This is a genomic window from Mycobacterium sp. ABE4_509 (assembly GCF_056160785.1).
This window is the reverse complement of sequence record NZ_JBSWXU010000201.1, coordinates 1-7,505: the sequence shown is the minus strand read 5'-3', so window position 1 is coordinate 7,505 and position 7,505 is coordinate 1. Positions and strand designations below refer to the sequence as shown.

Genomic DNA, 7,505 nt, shown 5'->3' with positions numbered 1-7,505 from the left:
CCGTGGTGGCCGGCGCCTGGCTCGGAGCCGGGGCCGGCGCCCGCTCGGCGTCGGACGAACAGCTGCTCAGCAGCCATACGCCCACCGCGGCAGCCGTCGCGGTGCAGAAAAGGTACCTGCGCATACCGCCAATCTATGCAACACTGTCCGGCGTGAACGACGTGGCCCGGTGGGTGGAGTGTTGTCGGCCCTGACGCCGACCCCGAACCCGTACCGCCTCGTCTCGTCCCTGGAGTTCCCGCAATGCCCGCCGCATCCGTTCTGCCCACCCGCCTGCGTCTAGCCGACCTGCTGCACACCACCGACCGGTTCGCCGACGAGGTGCTCGGCGGGCGGCACGACCACCTGCTGCCGGAGGCCGGCCTGCCGGCCGACGAGCGATGGTTCGCCCGCCTGCACGGCGACGACGAACTCGACGTCTGGCTGATCAGCTGGGTGCCGCAACGCTGCACCGAATTGCACGACCACGGTGGTTCGCTGGGTGCGCTGACCGTGCTTTCGGGTGCGTTGCGCGAAACCCGCTGGGGCGGCAAGAGCCTGCGCTCCCGGCCGCTGGTTGCCGGCGACCAGGCCGGGTTCCCGCTGGGCTGGGTGCACGACATCGAGTGGGCGCCGGACAGCGCGGGCCTGAGCTCGCCGACCCTGAGCGTGCACGCCTACTCGCCGCCGCTGACCGCGATGTCCTATTACGACGTCACCGAGCGCAACACGCTGCGGCGCAGCCGCACCGAGCTCACCGGCGCCGCCGGGGCCGGTTAGATGGTCAGCCGGATCGACGGGGTGCTCGACCGGGCGCGAGCCCGGTTGAACCGGCTTCGGGCCGACCAGGTTCCCGCGGCGCTGCGGCGCGGTGCGGTGCTCGTCGACATCCGCCCCGCCGCCCAGCGCGCCGCCGAGGGGCAGGTGCCCGGCGCGCTGATCGTCGAACGCAACGTGCTGGAATGGCGCTGCGATCCGACCAGCGACGCCCGGCTGCCCCAGGCCGTCGGCGACGACGTCGAATGGGTGGTGCTGTGCTCGCAGGGCTACACGTCCAGCCTGGCGGCCGCGGCTCTGCACGACCTCGGACTGTCCCGCTGCACCGACGTGATCGGTGGCTATCAGGCCCTCAAAGAGGTTCTGGTCTAGGAGTTCTCGTCGCTGCGCAGCAGCGGACGCAGCCGGTCGGTTTTCTCCGGTGTCCAGCCGGGGGGCTGCATCACCGCTGCCCAGCCGTTGGCCACGTCCTGGACATAGACGTGCCCGTGCCCGTCCGGGACGTTGACCGCCACCGCCATGTCGGCCGACACCTGCAGGAAAGTCACCACCGGCATCCAATCCATCCGCGGCGACACGTCGTAACCGCGGGGCTCCCTGAGCCAATCCGGCTCCCGGAACAGCAGATCGGGCGTCCACCAGGCGATCGGGTCGGAGGCGTGCTGCAGGTAGACCACCCGCGGCTCACCCCACGGGTCGTCGGGTCGGCCCAGGTTGTCCGGGCGTGCCACGAAGCGCACGTTCTCGCCCTTGTCGTAGATCGGCAGCCACATCGGCGAGCCCGGATCGCGGTTCGCGGTGAGATTGGTCCAGATGGTGTTGTTGAACGTCGGCCCGGAGAACAGAGCGCCGTCGGTGCGGGCCACCAGATTGTCCAGGCTCAGGAACGGCGCCTCGCCACCGAACGAGCCGAGGCTCTCACCGAACACGACCAGCCTGGGCCGGTCGGCCTCGGGACGTTCGCGGACCAGCTCGTCGACCGCCTCGAACAGGGCCTGGCCGGCCTGGCGGGCGTTCTCCTTGTCGACGATGAACGAGATCCAGCTCGGCAGGAACGAGTACTGCATCGACACGATGGCGGTGTCGCCGTTGTACATGTACTCCAGCGTCGAGGCCTCGGCCTCGTTGATCCAGCCGGTGCCGGTGGTGGTGGCGACCGCGACCACCTCGCGGTCGAGGCCGCCGGTGCGCAGCAACTCCTGGGCGGCTATCTGCGCGGTCTCGCGGATGTCGTCGCCGGCGTCCTTGCCGGCGTACGCCCGGATCGGCTCGGTGGCGGGTTCGCCGTTGAAGTCGGTGAGCTCCTCGACGGTCGGCCCGCCGGCGACGAAGATCCGGCCCTGGTGGCCCAGTGAGGCCCAGGACACCAGCGAGTCCGGGCCGCCCGAACGCAGCGTCGTCGTCGGGGTGGGGGAGTCGGGCGAGTCCTCGTCGTTGACCGCGGCGAACGTGCTGTTGAGCCAGTCCATCCCCACCCGCGCGACGACACCGTTGAGCAGCGCCACGGTCAGCGCCAGCACCAGGCCGACCGCCACCACACCCGAGACCCGCCGCGGCGCGACGCGCTCGAGCTGACGGACCAGGAACAGCACCAGCTTGCGCACCAGCTGGCCGATCTCGACGAGGACGAACAGCACGATCAACGCCAGGACCGCTGCCTGCGGGTAGTTGTACCACCGCAGATGCGGCACCCCCATCAGGTCGCGGACCTCGTTCTGCCAGACCTGGAAGAAGAACTGCATCCCGACCAGGCTGATCAGGCCGACCACCATCAGGGCCAGCCAGGCCCAGCGCGGTGCCGGCGGGCTGGTGTCCTTGCCGCGCATGTAGCGCACCAGCCACACCCCGAGCACGCCGAGCATGTAGCCGGCCGCGCCGGCGCCGCCGCTGACCAGACCCTGGAACAGCGGCCCCCGGGGAAGCAGCGACGGAGTCAGCGACAACCAGACGAACACCAGCCCGACGGCGGTGCCGAAGAAGGTGTAGTGGCGCTGCCACCACGGCAGCGTGCGTTCGGGCTGCTCGTCGGCCGGGGACTGACCGGGCTCGTCGGACGTGGCGACCGCCGACCCCGTGCTCGGCCCGGTGTCGGGCCCGTCGGCGGGATCCTGCGGTGCGTTCTGCTCAGTCCCCGGTTCGCTCACGCATGAACCCTAACGGTGGGTGAAGTTCGGGGCTCGCTTCTCGGTGAACGCCGCCATTCCCTCGGTCTGGTCGTCGGTCGCGAACGCCGAGTGGAACAGCCGGCGTTCATAGAGCAGCCCCTCGGTCAGCGTCGTCTCGAACGACCGGTCGACCGCCTCCTTGGCCATCCGCGCCGCCGACAGCGACATGCCGGCGATCGTGGCGGCGACCGCGTTGGCCTCGTCGAGCAGCGTGTCCGCAGCCACGACGCGCGACACCAGGCCGGCCCGCTCGGCTTCCTCGGCGTCCATGTTGCGCCCGGTCAGGATCAGGTCCATCGCCTTGGCTTTGCCGATCGCTCGGGTCAGGCGTTGCGAACCGCCCATGCCCGGCAGCACGCCGAGCTTGATCTCGGGCTGGCCGAACTTCGCGGTGTCCGCGGCGATCAGGATGTCGCACATCATCGCCAGCTCGCAGCCGCCGCCCAGGGCGTAACCCGCCACGGCGGCGATCGTGGGGGTGCGGGTGGCGGCGAACTTGCTCCACGCGGCGAAGAAGTCGGCGGCGAACACGTCGGCGAACGACAGCGACGCCATCTCCTTGATGTCGGCGCCCGCGGCGAATGCCTTCTCGTTTCCGGTGATGATGATCGCCCCGACGCCGGGGTCGGCGTCGAGTTCGGCTGCGGCGGTGGTGACCTCGGTCATCACCTGGCTGTTGAGCGCGTTGAGCGCCTTGGGCCGGTTCAGCGTGATCGTGGCGACCCGGTCGTCACGGGTGACCAGGATGGTCTCTGGGCCTGCTGGGGACGTCATGTGGTTCTCCTCGCTAGTCCTCGAACGTCAGGTCGGGTTCGGCCGGGGCGAAGTACGCCTCGACATCGGCTGCGGTGACCGCCGCCGGCGACGCCGGCGACCACTGCGGGTTTCGGTCCTTGTCGACCAGCTGCGCGCGGATGCCCTCCACCAGGTCGTGCGAGCGCAGCGAGGCGCAGGAGGTCCGGAACTCCTGGAACAGCGCCTCCTCGAGGCTGCTCACCGTGCCCGCCCGGCGCACCGCCTCCAGTGTGACCGCCAGGGCGACGGGGGAGCGCGACGCGATCAGGTCGGCGGTCTGGGCCGCCTGGTCGTCGTTGTGGGCGCGCAGGGCGGCGATGATGTCGGCCACGGTGTCGCCTGCGTAGCAGCGGTCGATCCAGTCGCGCTGTTCCAGCAGCGGGCTCGCCGGTGGCTCCTGGGCGTGCGCCGCGACGGCGGCGTCCGGGCCCTCGGCGGTGGCGGTGGCGATGAAGGCGCCGAGCCGGTCGTGCGCCACGAAGTGGTCGGCGAACCCCATCGCGATGGCGTCGGCCCCGCTGAACGGGGCGCCGCTCAGAGCGGCGTGCAGTCCGAGCAGACCGGGGGTGCGCGCCAGCAGGAAGGTCCCGCCGACGTCGGGGATGAAGCCGATACCGACCTCGGGCATCGCCATCTTGGTCGTGTCGGTGGCCACCCGCACGCTGCCGTGGGCGCTGATGCCGACGCCGCCACCCATCGTGATGCCGTCCATGATCGCCACGTAGGGCTTGGGGTAGCGGCCGATGCGGGCGTTGACCCGGTACTCGTCGTGCCAGAACCGGCGGGCTTCGGCGCCGCCGGCCTTGGCGCTGTGATAGATCGCCACCACGTCGCCGCCGGCGCACAGGCCGCGCTCGCCAGCGCCGTCCACGATCACGGCGCTGACCGCGTCGTCGTCCTGCCACTGCGTGAGGGCCGCACCGATCCGGTCGACCATGTGATGGGTCAGCGAGTTGATCGCCTTGGGCCGGTTGAGCGTGATGCGGCCGACCGGCCCGTCGACCGTTACTAGGACATCCTCGTTTTCGTCCACGCATGCAATCTAGATCGTCCGCCGGGTCAGGTCAGGGCCGGGTAAGGTTTCCTGGGAAGGACCTGGGAAGCGGACATGGTTCGTCGACCGAGGTGGGAACCTCCCGAGAACCTCGCTCGTTGAGTGTTCGTCACGATTCGAATTCACAGCACAGGAAGGAACCGACGGTGCGCGAGAGCAGCAACCCGGTATTCCGATCGCTGCCGCAGGGGCAGCAGGGCGGATACGCGAAATTCGGTACCGGAGCCGCCGGCTACGGTGCACAAGCGGTACAGGCTGACCCCCACACGCAGCAGTACCCCGACCAGCGGCAGACGGGTGTCTCCCGGCCGCTGACCATCGACGACGTCGTCACCAAGACCGGGATGACGCTGGCCGTGCTGAGCGCCGTCGCCGTCGTCACCTACTTCCTGGTTGCCCAGAACCTGGCCCTGGCCACACCGTTCCTGCTGGTCGGCGCCCTGGGCGGGCTCGGGATGGTGCTGTTCGCGACCTTCGGGCGCAAGCAGGACAACCCGGCGATCGTGCTGAGCTACGCCGCGCTGGAGGGCCTGTTCCTCGGTTCCGCGTCGTTCATCTTCGCCAACCTGCTGTCCACCGGCGGCCCCGGCATGATCGCCCAGGCGATCGTCGGCACCATCGGCGTGTTCTTCGGCATGCTCGTCGTCTACAAGACCGGCGCCATCCGGGTGACCCCGAAGTTCACCCGCTTCCTTGTCGGCGCGATGTTCGGCGCGCTCGCGCTGATCCTGCTCAACCTGGTGCTCGCGATGTTCGGTGTCGGCGGCGGTGAGGGCTTCGGCCTGCGCAGCGGCGGCCCGCTGGCGATCATCTTCTCGCTGTTCGTGATCGGCCTGGCGGCGTTCTCGTTCCTGATCGACTTCGACGCTGCCGACCAGATGGTGCGCGCCGGCGCACCGGAGAAGGCGGCATGGGGCATCGCCCTCGGCCTGACCGTCACCCTGGTCTGGCTGTACATCGAGATCCTGCGCCTGCTCAGTTACTTCAACAACAATTAGCCGGCTCGACTGAAGAAGGGGCGCCCACCACGGTGGGCGCCCCTTTTCTGTGCGTCAGGACAGGCGCTCGACCACCATCGCCATGCCCTGGCCGCCGCCGACACACATGGTCTCGATGCCGAAGGTCTTGTCGTGGTAGGCGAGGTTGTTCAGCAGCGTGGCGGTGATCCGGGCGCCGGTCATACCGAACGGGTGGCCCAGCGCGATCGCCCCGCCGGAGACGTTGAGCTTGTCCTCGTCCATCCCCAGCTCGCGCGCCGAGCCCAGCACCTGCACCGCGAACGCCTCGTTGATCTCGTACAGATCGATGTCGCCGATCGACATCTTCGCGTTGGACAGCGCCTTGCGGACCGCCTCGATCGGCCCGAGGCCCATGATCTCCGGGGACAGCCCGGTGACCCCGGTCGACACGATGCGGGCCAGCGGGGTCACCCCGAGTTCCTTGGCCTTGGTGTCGCTCATGATCACCACGGCGGCCGCCCCGTCGTTGAGCGGGCAGGCATTGCCGGCGGTGATGGTGCCGTTGGGCCGGAACACCGGCTTGAGCTGGCTGATCTTCTCGTAGGTGGTGCCCGCGCGGGGTCCGTCGTCGGTCGCGACGACGGTGCCGTCGGCCAGCGTCACCGGGGCGATCTCGCGGGCGAAGAAACCGCTGTTGATCGCTTCCTCAGCGCGGTTCTGCGAGCGCACTCCCCAATGGTCCTGGTCCTCCCGGCTGATGCCGGTGAAGGCGGCGACGTTCTCGGCGGTCTGGCCCATCGCGATGTACACGTCGGGCAGCGCACCGTCCTCGCGCGGGTCGTGCCACTCGGTCGCCCCGGCAGCCGCCTGCTCGGTGCGCGCCATCGCCTCGTCGAACACCGGGTTCTTCGAATCCGGTGACCCGTCGGCCATGCCCTTGGGGAACCTGGACACCGTCTCGACCCCGGCGGAGATGAAAGCGTCCCCCTCGCCGGCCTTGATCGCATGGAAGGCCATCCGGGTGGTCTGCAGCGACGACGAGCAGTACCGGTTCACCGTGGTGCCCGGCAGGAAGTCGTAGCCGAGCTCGACGGCCACCGCACGGGCGATGTTGTACCCGGACTCACCGGCGGGCTGGCCGCAGCCCATCATCAGGTCGTCGATCTCGCGCGGATCCAGCGCGGGCACCTTGTCCAGCGCGGCCCGCACCATCTGGGCGGCCAGGTCGTCTGGGCGCATCGAAACGAGCGAACCCTTGTTGGCCCGGCCGATCGGAGAACGGGCGGTGGCGACGATGACGGCTTCGGGCATGACGACTCCTTGCTGCTACGCGGACGTGGGGAAGCTAGGAACGAACCTAGCCCGCGGTCACCACGATCGGGGCGGGGACCCCGGTGGAGCGGCGCCACAACCGGCTGAAGCGGGACAGTAGCGTCCCGGTGCCGTCGGAGCGGGATTCCAGCGCCTCCTCCGGCTCTCCGCACACGAATTCCCCCAGTTCGCGGCACAGGGCGGGCAGCAACTGCTTGGCGGCCAGCGCGTAGCCCACCGCGGACGGGTGAAACATGTCCGAGGAGAACAGCAGCTCGGGTGCCTGGTAGAAGTGCGGAGCGAGCAGGTCGGAGAAGGGCACCGGGACACCGCCGGCGGAGCGCACCGCGCCGGCCTGCGCCCGGGCCAGCCGCAGGCCGCGGCTGCGGGCAACCCAGCGCAGGGGCTGGGGGATGGCTTTGATGACGCCGAAATCCGGGCACGTGCCGACGACGACGACGGCGC

The 7,505-nt window shown here is 69.8% G+C and carries 8 protein-coding genes; 3 read left to right on the top strand and 5 right to left on the bottom strand.

The annotated features are described in order from the left end of the window. Positions 1-243 precede the first annotated feature (243 nt). Together ACXAID_RS26015 and ACXAID_RS26010 are read left to right on the top strand one after the other, a co-directional pair. A complete protein-coding gene (locus tag ACXAID_RS26015) occupies positions 244-759 on the top strand; it encodes a cysteine dioxygenase (RefSeq protein ID WP_475025065.1) in 516 nt (171 codons plus the stop codon). Further along, on the top strand, positions 760-1,128 hold the full coding sequence (locus ACXAID_RS26010; protein WP_475025064.1) for a rhodanese-like domain-containing protein: 369 nt from the start codon (positions 760-762) through the stop codon (positions 1,126-1,128). On the opposite strand, the gene ACXAID_RS26005 is transcribed toward ACXAID_RS26010, so the two are convergent. The 3 genes from ACXAID_RS26005 to ACXAID_RS25995 are packed head-to-tail and all read right to left on the bottom strand — an operon-like array spanning position 1,125 to position 4,749. Continuing rightward, on the bottom strand, positions 1,125-2,900 hold the full coding sequence (locus ACXAID_RS26005) for an alpha/beta hydrolase (protein ID WP_475025063.1): 1,776 nt from the start codon (positions 2,898-2,900) through the stop codon (positions 1,125-1,127). The two genes, ACXAID_RS26010 and ACXAID_RS26005, sit on opposite strands and share 4 nt — an antisense overlap. A gap of 9 nt (positions 2,901-2,909) precedes the next feature. Further along, complete coding sequence (locus tag ACXAID_RS26000; RefSeq protein ID WP_475025062.1) at positions 2,910-3,695, bottom strand: enoyl-CoA hydratase; 786 nt, start codon at positions 3,693-3,695, stop codon at positions 2,910-2,912. Positions 3,696-3,708: 13 nt separating this feature from the next. Next, on the bottom strand, positions 3,709-4,749 hold the full coding sequence (locus ACXAID_RS25995; protein WP_475025061.1) for an enoyl-CoA hydratase/isomerase family protein: 1,041 nt from the start codon (positions 4,747-4,749) through the stop codon (positions 3,709-3,711). Positions 4,750-4,916: 167 nt separating this feature from the next. Here ACXAID_RS25995 and ACXAID_RS25990 point away from each other — a divergent pair, with 167 nt between their 5' ends. Beyond that, a complete protein-coding gene (locus tag ACXAID_RS25990) occupies positions 4,917-5,768 on the top strand; it encodes a Bax inhibitor-1/YccA family protein (RefSeq protein ID WP_475025060.1) in 852 nt (283 codons plus the stop codon). Between the two features lie 54 nt (positions 5,769-5,822). On the opposite strand, the gene ACXAID_RS25985 is transcribed toward ACXAID_RS25990, so the two are convergent. Both ACXAID_RS25985 and ACXAID_RS25980 read right to left on the bottom strand, forming a co-directional pair. Further along, complete coding sequence (locus ACXAID_RS25985; protein WP_475025059.1) at positions 5,823-7,040, bottom strand: acetyl-CoA C-acetyltransferase; 1,218 nt, start codon at positions 7,038-7,040, stop codon at positions 5,823-5,825. A gap of 46 nt (positions 7,041-7,086) precedes the next feature. Next, positions 7,087-7,505, bottom strand: a 419-nt coding sequence (locus ACXAID_RS25980; protein ID WP_475025058.1) for an SGNH/GDSL hydrolase family protein, incomplete at its 5' end; no start/stop codon positions are given.